Annotated in this window: 14 protein-coding genes; 3 read left to right on the top strand and 11 right to left on the bottom strand. The window is 70.7% G+C overall.

Going from position 1 to position 14,357, the window contains the following annotated elements; translation table 11 throughout:
* Positions 1-71: 71 nt before the first annotated feature.
* The 6 genes from AWX74_RS30710 to AWX74_RS30685 all read right to left on the bottom strand — a co-directional run bounded on the left by AWX74_RS30710 (position 72) and on the right by AWX74_RS30685 (position 6,464).
* On the bottom strand, positions 72-1,412 hold the full coding sequence (locus tag AWX74_RS30710; protein ID WP_091283910.1) for an MFS transporter: 1,341 nt from the start codon (positions 1,410-1,412) through the stop codon (positions 72-74).
* On the bottom strand, positions 1,405-2,748 hold the full coding sequence (locus AWX74_RS30705) for an ATP-grasp domain-containing protein (protein ID WP_091283908.1): 1,344 nt from the start codon (positions 2,746-2,748) through the stop codon (positions 1,405-1,407). Before AWX74_RS30705 ends, AWX74_RS30710 begins: the two co-directional genes overlap by 8 nt.
* A complete protein-coding gene (locus AWX74_RS30700; RefSeq protein WP_091283907.1) occupies positions 2,745-3,947 on the bottom strand; it encodes an ATP-grasp domain-containing protein in 1,203 nt (400 codons plus the stop codon). Before AWX74_RS30700 ends, AWX74_RS30705 begins: the two co-directional genes overlap by 4 nt.
* The gene (locus tag AWX74_RS30695; RefSeq protein WP_091283905.1) at positions 3,944-5,287 is read right to left on the bottom strand and encodes an ATP-grasp domain-containing protein; all 1,344 of its coding nucleotides are present in this window, start codon (positions 5,285-5,287) and stop codon (positions 3,944-3,946) included. Before AWX74_RS30695 ends, AWX74_RS30700 begins: the two co-directional genes overlap by 4 nt.
* A 92-nt stretch (positions 5,288-5,379) precedes the next feature.
* Entirely contained in the window at positions 5,380-6,135 is a 756-nt protein-coding gene (locus tag AWX74_RS30690) for an iron-containing redox enzyme family protein (protein WP_091283903.1), read from the bottom strand.
* A 56-nt stretch (positions 6,136-6,191) separates the two neighbouring features.
* Positions 6,192-6,464, bottom strand: a complete 273-nt coding sequence (locus tag AWX74_RS30685) for a 2Fe-2S iron-sulfur cluster-binding protein (protein ID WP_006545839.1) — start codon at positions 6,462-6,464, stop codon at positions 6,192-6,194.
* Positions 6,465-7,233: 769 nt separating this feature from the next.
* Here AWX74_RS30685 and AWX74_RS30680 point away from each other — a divergent pair.
* On the top strand, positions 7,234-8,076 hold the full coding sequence (locus AWX74_RS30680) for an SDR family oxidoreductase (RefSeq protein ID WP_091283902.1): 843 nt from the start codon (positions 7,234-7,236) through the stop codon (positions 8,074-8,076).
* Between the two features lie 68 nt (positions 8,077-8,144).
* Here the strand turns inward: AWX74_RS30680 and AWX74_RS30675 are convergent, their stop codons facing one another.
* On the bottom strand, positions 8,145-9,233 hold the full coding sequence (locus AWX74_RS30675) for a hypothetical protein (protein ID WP_091283900.1): 1,089 nt from the start codon (positions 9,231-9,233) through the stop codon (positions 8,145-8,147).
* 65 nt (positions 9,234-9,298) lie between these two features.
* Between AWX74_RS30675 and AWX74_RS30670 the strand changes: the two genes are divergently transcribed.
* Positions 9,299-9,892, top strand: a complete 594-nt coding sequence (locus tag AWX74_RS30670; RefSeq protein WP_091283898.1) for a TetR/AcrR family transcriptional regulator — start codon at positions 9,299-9,301, stop codon at positions 9,890-9,892.
* A 19-nt stretch (positions 9,893-9,911) separates the two neighbouring features.
* On the opposite strand, the gene AWX74_RS30665 is transcribed toward AWX74_RS30670, so the two are convergent.
* From AWX74_RS30665 to AWX74_RS30650, 4 genes are all read right to left on the bottom strand, one after another.
* A complete protein-coding gene (locus tag AWX74_RS30665; protein ID WP_226931300.1) occupies positions 9,912-11,699 on the bottom strand; it encodes a DUF2207 domain-containing protein in 1,788 nt (595 codons plus the stop codon).
* Between the two features lie 189 nt (positions 11,700-11,888).
* Positions 11,889-12,314: a type II toxin-antitoxin system VapC family toxin gene (locus AWX74_RS30660; protein ID WP_091283895.1), complete on the bottom strand. Its 426-nt coding sequence runs from the start codon at positions 12,312-12,314 to the stop codon at positions 11,889-11,891.
* On the bottom strand, positions 12,311-12,541 hold the full coding sequence (locus tag AWX74_RS30655) for a type II toxin-antitoxin system Phd/YefM family antitoxin (protein WP_242666488.1): 231 nt from the start codon (positions 12,539-12,541) through the stop codon (positions 12,311-12,313). Before AWX74_RS30655 ends, AWX74_RS30660 begins: the two co-directional genes overlap by 4 nt.
* 248 nt (positions 12,542-12,789) lie before the next feature.
* Complete coding sequence (locus AWX74_RS30650) at positions 12,790-13,221, bottom strand: winged helix-turn-helix transcriptional regulator (protein WP_091283893.1); 432 nt, start codon at positions 13,219-13,221, stop codon at positions 12,790-12,792.
* Between the two features lie 48 nt (positions 13,222-13,269).
* Between AWX74_RS30650 and AWX74_RS30645 the strand changes: the two genes are divergently transcribed.
* The gene (locus AWX74_RS30645) at positions 13,270-14,166 is read left to right on the top strand and encodes an MBL fold metallo-hydrolase (protein ID WP_091283891.1); all 897 of its coding nucleotides are present in this window, start codon (positions 13,270-13,272) and stop codon (positions 14,164-14,166) included.
* Positions 14,167-14,357: the final 191 nt, after the last annotated feature.

Below are 14,357 nucleotides of genomic sequence, written 5' to 3'. Positions count from 1 at the left end.
TGATGGCGCCTCCGCCCGCAGGACCGTGTGCGACGGTGGGTCGGCGCGGAGGAGACCCTCGGCAGGAGACGTCACGTCGCCACCGGTGCTCGCACCGGCACGGCCGGGGCGGCCGGGCGGGCCGTCATGGCCTGCGCGGCCAGCGGGCGCAACAGCAGCGCATAGGCGGGCCAGGCCAGCACCGCGACGGCGAGGAACAGCACCTGCACGGGCAGCACCGCGCCGACCAGCGCGACCAGCCCGCCGGCCAGGGGCAGTGTGCTCTGGTTCAGCAGCACGATCAGGCTGATGACGCGGCCCCGTTCCGCCGGGGCGATCCAGTGCAGCCGCTCGACCCGGATGAAGACGTTGAACAGCCCGGTCATGCCGAGGCACAGACCATAGCCGAGCACATACAGCGGGAACAGCGGGGCGACCCCGATGAGGACCACCCCGGCAACGCTGACCAGGAAGGACAGCACGCCGATCCGGTAGACGGACAGGCGCCGCAACAGCCAGGTCATCGACAGCAGGGTCACGATCGAGAACACGCCGACCGTGATCTGCAGCGTCGCGAAGACCGCGTCGCGCTGGTGGAAGTGGCCGATGGTCAGGGGTGCCCCGGTGGCCACGGCGAGACCCACCATCAGGTTGGCGACCATCGTCAGCCCGACCAGGGACAGCAGGATCGGCGCCCCGGCCAGGCTGCGGACGCCGACCCGCAGGTCGCCGAGCACACTGCGCCGCGCGTCCACCGGCACGCCCGCGGCCCGTTCACCCGCGACCGGTACGCCCGCGGCTCGCGTGGCCGGTGCGGCCGTGGCCGGTGCAGCCGCGGCCGGTGCAGCCGTGGCCGGTGCGGCCGGTGCGCCGAGGCCGCGCAGCGCGGCGACACCGCACGCACCCACCGCGAACGCCACCCCGCTCACCCACAGCAGCCGCGTCGGGGACACCCAGAGCAGCATCAGCCCGCCCAGGGCCGGCCCGAAGACCCCGGACCCGCTGTTGATGATCTGCAGCACGCTCTGGGCCTTCGCCAGGTCCTTCTGCGGCACCAGCTGCGGGATGGTCGACTCGAGCGCGATGAACGTCTGGGCGTAGCAGAACGCGCACAGCGCCATGAGCGCCGCGGTCAGCCCGAACACATGCCCCGGCCAGCTGGCCAGCGCCAGCGCGGTGAGCAGGCACGCCACCGCCCGGACGCTGTCGCTGGCCGCGTAGACCCGACGTCCGCCGAACCGGTCGGACAGCACCCCGGCCAGCGGAAGGGAGCTCAGCCGCGGCAGCCATTCGACCAGGAACGCCAGGCCCGCCAGCGACACGCTGCCCGTCGCGGTGTAGATGATCAGCGGCACGGCGAACTGGAGCACCTGGTCGCCCAGCGTCGACAGGACGCGGGCGCCCAGGAACACCCGCAGCCGCCAGCTACCCATGACCCCGCCCCACCCGGCCGTCGACGTCGACGTCGATCCGTTCCTCGACGGCATCGCTGAGCCGGTCGAGGCGGTCCAACAGCGTCGCGGCGTCGTCGGCGACCAGGATGATCTGGCCGACGAAGCCGGCGTTGTCCGCGATCTCGGTGCGTACCCGCTGCCCGGGCGCCGCGCGGAGCTCCCCGTCGTGCAGCGGGATGCCGAGCTCGTCCGCCACGGCCGCGACGTCCGGGACCGAGACGACGACGCCGTCCCGCGGCGCGCGCAGCATCCGGATGCCGCTCACCGCCTGGGCCTGCGGCCGGCTGTGCACCACCGCACCGGTGGTCGACCAGCGCAGCCATTCCCGCCAGGGATCGAAGCCGGGGAAGGCGAGCCTGGCCAGGTCCCAGATGTGCATGCCGCCGGGGCGCAGGTTGGTCTCGACCGCCGCCACCCCCTGCTCCAACAGGAACAGCTCGGTGTGGAAGGCCCCGTTGGACGGGGACACCAGCTGCCGGACGTGCGCGCCGCCCTGGTCGAGCAGGGCGGTCTGCACCTCGTCCAGCGGCGCCGGCACGATCTGCTGGAACTCGGCGCGGAACCGGCCCGAGGTGGTGCGCTTCTCCGTCAGCCAGCGCGCGCCGCCGACGAAGTCCCAGCTGTACTCGCGGGCGCCGGTCACCAGTGTCTCCACCATCACGCCACGGTCGTGGTACGGCTGCAGGGCCGCCCACAGGGCCGGGCAGGCGGCGAGGTCCGGCACATGCTGGCAGCCTCGGCTGTTGCCCTCGCTGGTCGGCTTGACGAACGCCGTGCCGCCGAAGCGGGCGACGGCGGCCTCGAACTCGGCCAGCGAGTGGACGACCAGGCTGCGCAGCGGCGTGTAGCCGGTCGGATGGTCGGCGGACGCGGCCTCGACCGCACGGAACCGGTGCTTGTCGAGGCCGAGCGCCGCCCGGGCCGGCTCGGCGCCGGGCAGCCCGAACCGCGCCGCCAGGTGCGCCCCCAGCACGACGCCCCGGTCGGAGAACGGCAGCACGCCGATCGGCCGCAGGTCGTGGCGGTCCAGCCGCGCGGCGACCTGCCCGGCCACGGCGGCCGCATCCGGCGGCGGCTCATCCGATCCGTCGTCCAGACCGGGCAGGCCAGGCAGGCCAGGCAGGTTGGGCTGGTCGAGCGGGCTCAGAGGGGCGGCGATCACGAGGTCGGCGGCGGCGGCGTCCTGCGGCTTCGGCTGGTCCGTGACCAGGACGAGCCTCGCCCGGTACTCCTGGTGGCACAGGTCGCGCAGCTTCGCGACGTCGTAGACGCGGGTGTTGTTGTAGCCGGTGAGGACGAAGCACGCGGTGCTCATACCGGCTCCAGGACGGCTGTCTGCGTGCAGATCTCGGCGAGGGTGTCGCGCAGGCCCTCGGCGCTGCCGCGGACCACCCCGGACAGCGGTGTCGCCGCCGCCGCGTAGCTGATCTCGCCGGCCCTGGCCGCGGGGCGGTCGTTGTGCACGTACGAGACCAGGCGCCCGGCGAAGCGGCCCGGGTCGAAGTCGACGCTGGTGCCCTCGGTGCGATGGTGCGCCGGGAAGACGAACCAGCCGTACCAGTGCGCCGAGGGTCGGGTGGGAGGCTCGTCGATGTCGCCGTACAGCTGGTGTGCCAGGTCCACCTGGTAGAGGTTGACGCCGGTGCGCAGCTCGAACGTCTCCGCGACGCCGGCCCCGCCGACCCGGCTCGCCGTCTCCAGGAACAGGAACCGGCCGTCGCCGGTCCGGATCAGCTCGAAGTGAAAGGCGCCGTCGCGCTGGCCGAGGACGGGCAGGGTGCGGCGCAGCAGCGCGAGCGCCTCCGGTTCGTCCGGGGTCTGCGCGGAGCCGAGCGGGCTGCCGTGGGCGAAGTTCAGGCAGTCCCCGACGTAGACGCTGCTCGTCACGGTGCGGACGACGCCGTGGCGCAGGTAGCCGTCGAGGTGCCAGATCTGGCCGGGCACGAACTCCTCGACGAACACATCGGACGCGTCGGATGCGTCGGATGCGTCGGATGCGTCGGACGTCGCCGGGCGTGCGGCGAGGCGGTCGAGGATGTGCCGGGCGTCACCGGTCTCGATGCCGGTGCTGGACGCCTCCAGGCGCGGCTTGATCAGATACGTGCCGGTGGCGGGCGGGTTGCGGCGGAAGTCCGCGACGCTCCAGAACGCGGGCTGCGCGATGCCGGCGGCCGCGGCGCGGGTGCGCATCAGCCACTTGTCCCGCAGCGGCGCGATGTCGGCCGGCCGGTCGCCGGGGATGCCGAATCTCTCGCGCAGGTGCGCCGCCGGCAGCAGGTCGTATTCGGAGCGGGCGATCAGCCGGTCCGCGCTGCCCAGCCAGTCGGCGTGCTGGGCGGCCAGCGCGTCGACGTCTGCGGTCGGGGTGGTCAGGACACGTCGGTCCGAACCGGCCGGCAGGCCGTCGGTGGTGCCGGTGGTGCTGAGGTAGCGCACGGTGTGGCGGCCGTGGTCGACGGCCAGGTCGTAGCGGATCTTCGCGAACGGGATGCGATGCAGGATGACGATGTTCATGGCCGGTAGCCGATCTCCAGATAGGACTCCGTCTCGGCGACGAAGTCGGCCGGCAGGTCGGGGCCGAGCGCCGTGATGTCCCACAGCGCCTGGCCGACGAAGATCTCCCGATCGACGTGCGGCAGCGTGTCGCCCTCGTGGACGAAGACCTTGTCCTCCAGGACCTCGATCCGGCCCGGCCGGCGGCTCAGCCGGGCGACGTGGCGCCCCGGCTCGCCGAAGAACACCCGGAAGAAGGTCCTGCGCACGCCGTCGCCCGCGCGCTCGCCAGGCTCGTCAACCGGCGGCTGGTCAACCGGTGCCTGGTCAATCGGTGCCTGGTCGGCTGGCCGCTGGTCGGCCGTCCGCTGGTCGGCGTCTCCCAGCAGCAGGTCGATCCACCGGCCCATCAGGTCCACCCCGCTGTGCAGCCGCGTGCTGGGGACGATGTACGCGCCGCCGATCCGCAGGTTGACCTCGACGATCTCCCAGGTGCCCCGGCTGGTGTACCGGGCCTCGACGTGATGCACGCCGGTGTCCACGCCCAGCGCCTTCAGTGCGAGCGCGATGTGGTCGACGCCGTGCGCGACCACCGCGGCGTCCAGCGAGACGGGTGGGCAGGCGCAGGCGTTCTCGAGCACCGTCCGCCCGGACTCGCGCAGGTCGACCTTCTCGTGCACCGCGTGCACCGTCGCCGAGCCACGCTCGACGCTGACCTCGAAGCTGCATTCCACGCCGTCGATGAACTCCTCGATGAGGAACGACGGGGTGCCCTCGAAGGCGCCGGCGTAGGCGACGTCGCTCGCCGCGCGTTCCCAGAGCCGCTCCAGCTCGGCGGCGCCGGTGAGCCGGTCGGCACGCTGCGCGCCCAGCGAGGCGAACCCGGTGCGCGGCTTGACGAAGTACCGGGACGGGTCGGCCAGGGCCGCGTAGCGCTCGTCGTCGAACGGCCAGGCCGCCACCTGCGACAGGCCGTGCTCACGCAGCTGCTCGCGCATCGTCAGCTTGTCCCGCAGGCCGCGGACGGTCTGTTCGGTCAGGTCACCGACGCCGAGCGAGCGGTTCGCGTACGCCATCAGCTCCCGGTAGGCGTCCCAGACGGTGATGCAGCCAAGCAGCCGGACGCCGGCCGCCGACAGCCGTGCGAGCTCGGCGTCGACGTCGGCCTGGCGCACGGCGTGGCCGTCGGTGACGTGCAGCCCCGCGACCTGCGAGCGCCATTCCGGCGTCCCGGCGTCCTGCGCGGGACGCGACGACAGGACGTAGGGGGTGATCCCACGCTGGCGCAGGGCCTCGGCCAGCGGCGGCACCATGGTCTTGAGCTGGTGCGCGAGAATGAGAAAGGCAGAATTCCCAGCCATGCCGATAATCCGTTCTCGAGGACGCGGGCCGGGTCGGTGGCGGGTGTGGCGGGGTGGCCGCCGACCCGGCGGGATCAGACTGTGGGTCGGTGTCAGGCCGACTGGAGCTCGGCGGTGCCGAAACGCTCGTAAATGTCCACGAAGAACTGCCTGAGCAGCTCCTGGATCTCGTCGAAGTAACGCTTGATGTCGACGATGTCCTGCTCGCCCTCGACGAAGAGGCTGAGGATGTTCCACATGTCCTGGGTGTGGTCCTCGACGAGGTCCGTGTTCAGGTGCGCGGCCTGGCCGACAATCATGTCCTTGCCGAGCGACGTGCGCATGGCCTTGATCTGCTTCGGGGTGATCTTCTGCGTGGTGTATTCCACCAGATAGCTGTAGCAGATCACGCCGAGCACCTTCTCGTGCTCCGCGACGAAGTACAGGTAGCCGGCCAGCAGGCGGGTGTAAAGATTCGGCTCGGTCGCGAAGATGTCCTCGGCCGAGAGCCCCACCTTCTCGGCGTCCTTCATGAAAAGGACGTCGTGCAGCATCTCCTCGTCCTGATAGGCGGCGTAGAGCTTGGCCGCCTCCGCGTTGACGCGGGTGATCTTGTGGAGTGCGTAGGACTGCGCGGTGCGCATCAGCCGGATACGCCAGGCGTGCTCGATCAGCGTCTGCCGGTAGTACTGCATATGAATCTCGGTGCCTTCAAGGTGTCTCGCGAACGGTACGGTCGCGTTCCACTCCTCGATCTTCGCGTCCAGGAAGGCGTCGATGTCCTGCTTGGCCCGGGCGCTGTCGGCGCTGGAAAGGAACGGCTTGCGGCGCAGCAGGGCGCTGTGGGTGAGGCGGTTCGAGGTCTGCATGTCACTACTCCCGGTGCTGGTAGAAGCTGGTAGAAGCTGGGTTCGGGGGGTCGCGCTCAGTTGATCTCGTCCAGGACGGCGTCGCCGTAGGCCCTGCTCTGACAGGCCAGGCGCATCGCTGGGCTCTCTTCGCCGAGGAGCCCGAAGAGGCGTTCCTCCCGGGCCGTTCGCGGCGACAGGTTCTCGCCGCCGCTCACGATCCGTACGACGCAGATCCCACACCTGCCGGATCTGCAGCCGAACGTGATGATGTCGTCCATCTCGATGAGCTCAACACAACCATCGAATTCGACAGTCTCATCGGCGTTGACAAATTTCAGACTTGGCATTCGGCACCTCCATGCCGTCCGGTCGGGCCGTCAGCCGACCAGCCAGACGCAGAACCGTCGTCGACCACAGTGACTCCTTCAGTGCTCCGGCCCGGCTCCCCCACACAGGGGAGATCCGGCGCCTTCTCTTCGGACAGTCCCGGTGACTACAAGATCTTCTGAACCGATCGCGCCCGCTTCGGCATCCGGCAGAACATCACGGTAGATGCCGCGCAAGGAAACACGACAACGCTTGGCAATCCCTTTTGGTGAGCGGCCTTGAATACGCCGGAACCATTGCCGCATGCACTGTCCAGGAGGTTTTCCGTAACCGCCTTTCGGCAGACCCGGGTAGCGTCGGCCAGCTACACCGAAACCATCCGGGTCATCGTTCGATGACGGGCTACGCGAATTACTTTACGTGCCGCTCCCCGGAACCATCAGCTGACACGGCGTCACACGTCTGTCCAGCGCGTGACACGCCGGGCCAGATGGACCCACGATCGGTGGGTTAACAGGCTTGACAGGACACGGAACCCGGCCACCGGAGCGTCGCTCTGTCTTTGTGGGTCCTTTTCGGGTCGGGCCGTCGGCCCACCGAGAACGGGCCGGTTCCGGATCCTGTCGTGGGCACGACGATCCCCGACGCCTGGTGGCCTCGGGTCACCGTCCACATCGCCGCCACCGTCCACGCCCGCCGACCGTTCGCCCCGCGGCGCGTACACCCGGACAATGGGGAAGGGCCCACACATGACGCCCGAAGGGCCCGCCGGAGGACACGGAGGACACCATGCCGAAGACCGCTGTCATCACGGGCGGCGCGGGCGGCATGGGGCTCGCGACCGCCAGAATCCTCGGCCACGACCATCGTGTGGTCATCAGCGACGTCAACGGGCAGCGGCTCGACGACGCCGTCACCGAGCTGAAGGAACTGGGCGTCGAGGCGGACGGCGTCGTCTGCGACATCACCGACCGGGCCGCGGTCACGGCCCTGTTCACCCGCGCGGGCGAGTCGGGACCGGTCACGGCCGTCGTGCACACCGCCGGCGTCAGCCCGCAGATGGGCTCGGCCGACACCATCATCCGGATCAACGCGCTCGGCACGATCCACGTCACCCAGGCCGCGCTGGCCGTGGCGGGCGAGGGCTTCGCGCTCGTCAACGTGGCCTCGATCGCCGGGCACATGCTCCCCGGCTTCCTCATCCCGAAGCGGGCCTACAAGCTGGCCGACGTGGACGTCGAGAGGTTCACCCAGAAGTTGGTCGCGGCCGCGAGCCGCGGCCCGAAGGCGTCACGCCCCGGCTCGGCCTACTCGCTCAGCAAGAACTTCGTCATCTGGTACTCCCAGCGACAGGCCGCGGCGTTCGGCGCGAAGGGCGCCCGCATCCTGTCCGTCTCCCCCGGCTCGTTCGACACCGCCATGGGCCGGCTCGAGGAGGCCAGCGGCGCCGGGAAGCTCCTCGACCACGCCGCCCTCAAGCGCTTCGGCCGGGCCGACGAGATCGCCGAACTGCTCGCCTTCTGCGCCGGCGACCGACCCGGCTACCTCACCGGCACCGACATCCTCTGCGACGGCGGGACCAGGGCCGGCCTCACCCTCAAGGGCATGATCGCGATGGCCCGAGGCGCCTGAACGGCCCTGGCGCCGCAGCAGCCCGGCGTGGCCAGCAGCGGCCAGAAGCGGGAGAACACCGACACTCGTCATGCGACGGCGGGGGTTTCACCGATGGCCTCCTCGATCTCGGACTCGAGGTGCTCGGACTCAAGCTGGTCGCGGTTGCGGCGCACGCCGAGCCAGAAGCACAGGCAGCCGCCCGCGAGCCAACCGAGCAGGACCAGGAGTGGCTGGGTGCTGCCGTGGCCGTCGAAGAGGGCGAGGTCGCGGAGCAGCGTGCCGACTGCGCCCGGCGGAAGGAACTGGCCGAGGGCACCCCAGGGCCTCGGCAGCATCTCGGGCGCACTCGCCAGGCCCGAGAGCGGGTTGCCGAGCACGACGAGAGCGATGGCGGCGATCCCGAGACCGAGTCCGTTGAGCAGGTTACGCAACCCGAGGACGGTCATGGCCGTGGCGGCCAGCCCGAGCATCGCCCCCGTCGAGGTGATCAGATAGTTGGTGTCGAAGGTCCCGATGACGAACCGGATGACCGCGGTGAGCGCGAGACCGCCCGCGACCGCGAGGCCGAGAGCAGCGGCGACGCGGCGGCCCGGCGTCTGGATGAGGAGCATGATGACGACCGCGCCGATCCAGCCTCCCAGCGCCATCGGCAGGGCGCCAGCCGAGAGGCCGGCTCCACGCGTGTCGTCAGCTGGGAAGGGCCGGACGTCCTGGACCGTCGTGGTCGCCCCCCGCGACGAGGCCACGGCGCCGGCCGCCTGCTCAACCAGCTGGGCGGCGGAGTAGCTCGATGCCGAGGCGACCTGCACCCGCACCGTGCCACCCGAGCTGAGGTCGAGGGCGCCGTAGATGTCACGGCGCAGGATCGCGGTCCGGGCCGCGGCGGCGGTGTCGTACCGGGTCACGGTGAAGCCGTGGAGCTGGTCCGCGGCCTGCTCGGCCCCGGCGACGTCGGCGACAACGCCGATCGGGACACCGTGCGCCCCGGTGTTGGACGCCGGGAGCCCGAACGCGAGCAGCAGCAGGGCCAGAAGGGCGGTCAACCCGAGGACAACCGTGACGATCTTACGTACCGATACCGATACCGAGGCTGCGGCTGCGGCGCTCACGGCGGGGGCGGTCTCCGGCCCGGTCTGGCGGTCATCAACGGGCGCGGCAGGTGGAGTGCTGGCCATGAGACGCCTCCCCATAAGAAACGGATCGTATCTTAATTTAGAAACGTAGCGTATCCTACAGGGCTGTGGCGAAGACAACCAGACGACGTGGCGAGGCCCTGGAGCAGGCGATCCTCGAAGCGGTCACCGCCGAGCTCGCCGAGCACGGCTACGCCGGACTCACCTTCGAGGGCGTCGCGGCACGCGCCGAGACCAGCAAGCCCGTGCTCTACCGCCGCTGGCCGACCAAGGCCGAGATGGTCGCCGCGGCCACCGTGCGAGCGAACGCGACGACAATCGTGTCGCCCGACACCGGGAGTCTCGCCGGCGACCTGCTGGCGCTGCTGGAGCAGGTGCGAACGGTCGTCGACGCCAGTGACCGCTCTGTGCTGCTCACTCTGATGGCCGAGCTGCCGCCCTCAGCCGCCGAGTCGTTGCGGGAGCTGCTGGTGGCCCGTGGCACCCAGCTGGTCCAGCCGATCGTCGACCGCGCGCGGCAACGCGGCGAGCTCGGCGACGCGCCCCTGCCCAGCCGTCTGCTGGCACTCCCGATCGACCTCGTCCGCCACGAGATACTCGTGACGGGGACACCGTCGGACGCCGCCCTGCGGTCCATCGTCGACGTCATCCTCATGCCGCTGCTCCGAGCAGCCGCCGGTCACGGCCGGCGGCCCGGCTGACCAGTGCCAGGTGGAACGGCTACGAAGGCGATGCCGGCGACGGCCGATCCTCTTCGGTGCCGGCGGGGCCGGCGGTGTCGACAGGGCCGGCGGGGCCGGAGTGGCCGGAGAGGGCTGGAGGAGGGTCGCCGACGGGCGCGCCGAGCCGGGCGGCGATGAGCCAGATCAGGGCGGCGATCGTGTCCTGTCGATCCGTCCTGTGCCGGTCGATGGCCAGCACGAGAGCGGTGACGTCCCCGACACGGACGATGGCATGGTGGCGGCCCGCGACGTCCGCCGTGCCGGGTGTGGGCTGGTGGCGGCGCCGGCCGCCCAGCGCCAGCAGGAGCCTGCCCGGCGGGCGCCGACTCCCCCACAGGCTGACCCTGATCAGCACGGTCGGCGCCTGCGGATGACGGACCACCCATCGCCCCCAGCCGTTACTCCTGGCCTTGCCCCCGGGTAGCAGCCGCTCCAGTTCGGCGATGGACAGAAGGTCGCGGAGTGCCACCCAGGACACCGGTGGTCCGGGGGCGTGTTCGAGGGTGCTCACCACCCAGGTGGTCTGACCGCTGTGGCGGGTCAGGCGTACCCGGGCGTGGCGTCTCGGCAGGGGGCCGACGAGGCCGCCGATCGGGCGGGCGGGTGTCCGGTCGCCGCGGCCGTCGGCTTCGTCAAGCGCAACCCACATTCCGGACGAGTCGGTCCACGAACGCAGCACGTGGCCGACCACGGTCTCGGAACCAGCGATGTCCGCGTCGGTGGACGGCGACGGCGACGGCGACGGCGACGGCGACGGCGACGGCGACGGCGACGGCTGGTCGATGGTGACGAACCGGGGTGTCCCTCCGTGGGAGGTCCAGGATCCTGTGCCGGATGCGGCGGCGCGGGTGAAGGGAGCGGCCGCGGCGGGAGCGCGGCCGAGCGCGGCCGCGTACACGAGTGCGATCCCGAATCGCTCGATCTCGTCCGCGGTGGCTGTCGCCAGCGCGGGTTCGGCGTCGATCGCTCTCGTTGTCCGCTTCAGCTGTGCGTGGTGGAGCGAGCGGCGCCACCCGCTCGTCCAGGCGTAGAAAACGCCGGTGACCACCGCGGTCAGCAGCGCTCCCCAGAAGAATCCGTTGAACCACGCCTGAAAGCGTGAGTTCAGCGTGTCCTCCGTGCGGACCTCGGGGGCGACCCAGAAGTCCGCCTCGATCAGACCGTTGATCATCGCGTAGGTCAGCCCGAACAGCGCGGATGCCACCCAGAGCTTCGTCACCAGCCGCTGATACTGCCGTGGCCGGTGCAGCGCATCGGCCGTGACCCGGTCGTGCCATTTCTCGCCGTCGGGCTGAGCCTCGGTGAGCAGGACGTCGGCGGGAAGCGGGCCGGTCGCCGTCTCCGCGCTGATGAGGTCGAGCACGGTGCTCTCGTGCCCGGCCAGCGGTTTTTCGACGGGCTTGGCTGACCGCTGGACCAGCAGACCATGTCGGGCGTCCCGCGAGATGTGGAGGTAGCCCCGGTGCGCCAGGTCCAGGACGGTCGCCGCGACAGCCGGCCCCCAGAACCTGTCCCTCCATTCGGCTCTTCGCCGGGCGAGTTCCGCCTCCAGCCGCTCCTCCCGTTCGCGCGCCTCCGAGCCCTCGCCGCCATCGGTGTTCATGGAAGGCTCCGGCGGCGCGATCTGCGACGGGGGTGGCCCCCAGCGGAGGCGGAACCACAACGCGAGCCGCAGACGCAGGGCCATCAGTTTCAGCCCCAGGACGAACAACACGAGTGCGGGGCCGGCCAGCACGACATGGCTGACCACCCCGAAGGGGCTCCACGAGGAGAAAGCCTCCGACATGGCGACAACCATGACCGGCACGGGCGAGGTGCGCAATGTCGGGAATACGTCACCGACCCGCATCCCACACCATTGATTCCGCGACTCCGAGTCAACGACAAAAAGGGATACCTGCATTGCTCCCACTGACCCGCGCACGGTCAGGGATGCCGCGACTCCACCTCGATGAGGAAAGAAGCTCGGGTCCGCCTATGGCTGGGACGTCCAGGGGTTGACGAGTGCGACACCCATGGGAGCGAAATCGGACTCGTTGCGCGTCACGAGCACGAGGGCATGGACCTGCGCCGTGGCGGCGATCAGCGCGTCATGGGCGGGGCGCCGGTCAGGCACGTGGAGCCTCGCCGCCGAGTCGGCGACGGCCTGGTCGACGTTGAGCAGCCGGCCTACGTAGGCGGGAAGAACGCCATGGTCCAGCCAGGTATCCAGGACAGCCGCCTGCCGGGCATCCTGCCGCCGTTTGTTCTCGATACCGGCGCGCAGCTCAAGCAGGGTGATGACCGAGAGGAAGGTGTCCGACGGCGAGAGGCTCTCGGCCCAGGCGTTGAATCGGTCATCCCTGCGTTTCGCGGGCTTGCGGAGCTCGGAGATGACGTTGGTGTCGAGCAGGAAGCTCACAGGTCAACCCCGCGCGCCGAGTCCCTCGGCCGCACCGGCTCGAAGTCGATCTCCTCGTCCAGAATGAACGCATCCGCCAGACTGCCAGCGGTGCCGGTGAGCCGCTGGTACTCGGCGAACGACAGCAGGACGTGCGACGGCCGGCCATGATCCGTAATGATCACGGGGCCGCTGGCGGCGGCGCGCTTGACCGCGCTCACGTCCCGGTTGAACTCTCGCGAGGTCACGATGGCCACCACAACCGCCTCCCGGTAGGTACGTACCTACATTATGCTCCGCGCGTCGTTCGGGCGGCGGACCGCCGAGGCCAGTTCGCGCTTCTCGTTTCGACCAGGGTCGCGCGGCCCCAGCCGCCTCTGTAGTCCCGCTGCTGACGGCCGGCGACGTGCCGCCACCGCCCATCCGGTGATGGCCCTCGGCCCGGAGGATGCCCAGGCCGTGCGGACCGCAGACTGGATCGACCCGACGACTCAGCTCAGTCGGAGGTCGTCTCGGCTTCGAGGACGGGACCCGGGCGGTGGGCGATGGCCCACTGGCCGAGCACGAAGAGCAGTTCGCGCAGCGAGGCCCCCTGATCGGTCAGCGAGTACTCGACCCTGGCCGGAGGAGCGCCGAGCGCGGCGCGCCGGACGTATCCCTCTGCTTCCAGCGCCCGCAGCGTCCGGGTCAGCACCCGGCGGCTGATGCCCTCGATGGCACGGTCGAGCTCGTTGTAGCCGTGGGGCCGCTCACCCAACAGCCGCAGGACCGCAGGGCTCCATTTGTCACCCACTCGGCGCAGTACCGCGGTCACCGGGCATTCCTCACGCTGCCGCCCCGTCACGACCGTCCGCTCGCCGGGCGTCGAAGCAACGACCGGCCGGGCACCGGGATCACCGACCGCAGGACCGGCTGCGGCAGTGGACATCAAAGTGCCTTCTTCTCGATGCGCCCTGCGCCGGCCAGGCTTCCCGCCATGGACACCCTCCAGGTGGGCGACGTCTCGCTGACGCGTATCCCGCACATTGAACACTGGACGCTGACGGCGACCGAGTTCTTCCCCGACATGAATCCGGGCACCTGGACCGAGCACCGCGACCGACTGGCACCCGCGCACTGGAACCCGGCGACCGAGCAGGTCCGGATAGCCGTGCAGACCTGGCTGCTACGCAGCGACGATCGGCTCGTGCTCGTCGACACCGGCCTCAGCGCGGCGACCACACGGCCTAACGCGCCAGCGGGCGGCGACCTGCCCGCGGCCCTCGCCGCCGTCGGTGTCACGCCCCGCGACATCGATCTGGTGATCTGCACGCACCTGCACGCCGACCACGTCGGCTGGAACACCCGGCCGGACGGCGACGGAGGCTGGACACCGACGTTTCCCCTCGCGCGTTACCTGTTCTCCGAGCCCGACCTGCGCTTCTTTCACCCCGACACGCTCGTCGAGCAGCCAGGACGCTCGGCCGCCGTCTTCACCGAGTCGATCGAGCCCGTCCTCCGCGCCGGCCGGGCCGACATCTGGGACAACACCCACACGATCGACGGCAGCCTTCGGATCGACCTCGCTCCCGGCCACACACCCGGCACCGGCGTCGTCACGGTCGACTCGGCCGGCGACCGGGCGCTCCTCGTCGGCGATCTCCTCCACAGCCCCGCCCAGTTCTGGGAGCCGCAGGCGTCCAGCTGTTTCTGCCATGCCCCGAGGCAGGCGGCCCAGACCCGTCAACAGATCCTCGGCCGCGCCGCGGACCTGGACGCGCTGGTCATCCCGGCCCATTTCGCCGGGGAGCGGGCGATGCGCATACGCCGTGACGGCACTCGGTTCACCCCCCAAGCGGACCATCGCGCGTTCGGCGGCGGACATCGGCCGTAGGAACGGATAGAACCGGCCGAGGTCGAACGGGGACACCGATGGGCCGGGAACCGCACCGGCCGCCGGGGCCGCCGGGGCCGTCGAGTCGCCGCCCGCCGTACCGGCCATCAGCGTGGCCAGCTCAAAGGTGGGGACGCGGCCCAGCCGCGCCCGATCGTGGGTGAACAGTTTCCGCTTGTTGCTCAGTCCAC

This window comes from Parafrankia irregularis, from assembly GCF_001536285.1.
Lineage (GTDB): Bacteria > Actinomycetota > Actinomycetes > Frankiales > Frankiaceae > Parafrankia > Parafrankia irregularis.
This window is presented reverse-complemented; position numbering and strand designations above follow the sequence as displayed.